The 2642-nt window shown below is 38.2% G+C and carries 3 protein-coding genes; all 3 read right to left on the reverse strand.

Going from position 1 to position 2642, the window contains the following annotated elements; translation table 11 throughout:
- Positions 1-201 (reverse strand): DUF6443 domain-containing protein (locus ABMQ40_RS16515; RefSeq protein ID WP_370901588.1); only part of this gene is annotated, 201 nt, incomplete at its 3' end.
- A 4-nt stretch (positions 202-205) separates the two neighbouring features.
- Positions 206-2527 (reverse strand): hypothetical protein, encoded by a 2322-nt coding sequence (locus tag ABMQ40_RS16520; protein WP_370901590.1) that lies wholly within the window; start codon positions 2525-2527, stop codon positions 206-208.
- Positions 2528-2530: 3 nt separating this feature from the next.
- Positions 2531-2642: T9SS type A sorting domain-containing protein (locus tag ABMQ40_RS16525; RefSeq protein ID WP_370901592.1), on the reverse strand; the 112-nt coding region annotated here is incomplete at its 5' end.

Raw genomic sequence — 2642 nt, forward strand, 5'->3', positions numbered from 1 at the left:
ACCTGATGGTGTGACCTTCACAGATACATTCTGTATCAGTCTTCCAAGGCCGTCATAATATTTTACATTCTCTGCTTTTTTTGTACAATCCTCTGTTAAACAATTTTTTTCGTATATATAATTTTCTGTTGAACTCAGGCCTGTTTGCGCGAAGAGGAAGCCGGACAACAAAATATAAAGGATTAATAATAGTCTTTTCATTATTCTAGTTTTTGTAGTTGTATTTATACTCCTTCAGGGTAACACCATTCATATCCACTATTTTTTGGAGCCTGTTATTGGTATCATACTGATAAATCTCTCTGATACCGTTTGGAGGTGTCATTGTTGTAGTACCGATAAGAGGATCATAGGTATAAGTGGTAATCTGGAAATTCTGTAAAGAGGAGGTTTTCCTTAAATTGTCCAAAGCCACGAGTAATAAAGCTTCTTTAGTAGGATCTGCGGCATCTTCATTGGAGGCATTAACAATTGAAGCAGCCAAAGAGGATACCTGGGCATATGTTGCTCCCTCTATTCTGGCAATAGGCTTGGTTTTATTATATCCCCAAATAATGGCTGTGGGCATTCCCGTAGAGGAGGTGATCTGCACCGCATTCCCCTTGTCATCATATTGATCGATCGTTACCGTACTGGCAGCTTGGTTGCTGATACCACTTCTCACTAAAGATGTTGGCCTCGTGGAACTTGCGTTGTCAAATTTCGTCTCGGTCCGTGAGGTCAGTTCACCATCCGTTTTTTCTTCTATAATGACAGGGGTGCTTTTTATATTCGCATTGGCAAGGTTAGAATACCCGGACTCCGGATAGGTGATATACTCTTCTTTAGTAGTGTCATTAAGAAATTTCCGGGTAGAAGCTACCTCAAAATTGAATACATTGAAATTGGTCTCTGATTGTTCTTGTACACTTTGGCTGCTATCAAAATACGTGGTGGAGGTGGTTACTATTTTTTTTAGCCAGCCCAGTTTTGAATAATCATAAGAACCTTGCTCTATTTTAATATCAGCGAGATTATAAATTTCGGCACCTGGTACATCCTCAAAGGTATAGCTGGATTGTTCCGAGACCAGGAGCTTACCTTGTGCATCATAGATTTCCTTTTTATCCAACAGACCACTGCTGATAAGATTATAGTGAGCCCAATATTTTGCGCCGGAACCTTTCTCCGGTAAATCTACTTTTGGAAAGTCGTCGGGTACTTTAAAATAGTATTTAGTATATCCATTGTTATCATCACTGCTGGTCACTTTAACATTTTTGTATATGGAATATCCAGTCCCATTAATCTCACCATCCGGGTATATATATTTCCCGGAACTATAGCCGCTTCCGTCAAATTTCCTATAATCATATTTTATAGTCCTTTGTGGTGTTGTATCAGTTTTTGTGTTATAATATTTAATTTCGTTAATCCTACCACCATAATCGTATTCTATTACTCCGCCAGTAGGATCGATTCTCTTTATTAGCCGCCGATAATCTCCATTAGGATAGTATTCAAATTCTGTAGTTTCAGATACCTCATTATTTTTATTCAGCTTTTTTACTTTTGCCAGATATCTCAACCCATATATCGTAGTGTTAGTAAAAAAATATTCAAAAGCATATTGGGAAATAATATGGCCATAGCTATCCTTTAAGACGATATCCTGCAGCTGATATTGATCATTCATGGTATTTTCCTTCGTCGGATTATACAGATAATTAAATTCAACTGTTCCAAAACCAGGCGAAGTAATCGTTTTGATTTTGCAGCTTTGGTACATGATAATAACACCATTACTCTTATATCTGTTATCTTTCTGATAAGTGAAGCTGGCAAGCTGCACTCCGTTGGGATCTCGAATTTCCGTCAAAAAGAAAGCAGACCTGAATATCTTACCACTATAAGTGTAATAAAGTTGATCTGTATTGCTTCTCGAATAATCATTAAAAATATATTTAATTCCTTTTTGGTCTGTAATCGTAAATGAGTTTACAATGAGAGTGGCAGTATTGTTTGGATCTGCTACATATTCAATTTTGGCTTTGTTAGCCGATAGGTTAACCAGTCTGAATGTGTTTGCGTCTGTATCCCTCACAAATCTGAATTTACCTGACAGCCCTGGTAAACTATAATAGTAAAGGTCATCAAACGCATTCTTAAAATATGTCGGACTAATGGCATTATCATTGATCTCATCGAGCTCTTCATTAATGCTGCGGCTTATAACGCCACCAGCAAATTTTGTCCACGCCTGTCCCACTTCACTGGCAGGTTCTTTATCGGAATTATTCAAATAGTTATATGATATTCCGACATTAAGGCTAACATCGCCACTATAAGTGGGCAAGCTCATTAAAGACATAGAAATATCCGGAGTCCCCGTTGCGATACTTACGGGGGTATTCGCATAAGTATTCAAAGAAGATACTGAAGGTACAGGGCTCGAAAATTCTCCAAAGTTAATGTCCGCGGCCTGGGCTTTTAGAACCGGGAAAAGCATCCAGGCCATAAAGCTCGTTAATATCGCTGGTTTATTCATTTGTTATTGTTTAATCAGTTTCGCGTTAGCAGTTTTATTGTTATCCATTTTTATCGTCACCAGGTAAGCTCCCTGACTCAGGGGCTGGGTATTGATCTTTGTAACCTTGTTTCTG

This window comes from Chryseobacterium gossypii (assembly GCF_041361455.1).
Classification (GTDB): Bacteria; Bacteroidota; Bacteroidia; order Flavobacteriales; family Weeksellaceae; genus Chryseobacterium; species Chryseobacterium gossypii.

Bases quoted from the DNA above. Each gene is read 5' to 3' on its own strand.
- ABMQ40_RS16520 (WP_370901590.1), bottom strand. From the start codon at position 2,527: ATGAATAAACCAGCGATATTAACGAGCTTTATGGCCTGGATGCTTTTC.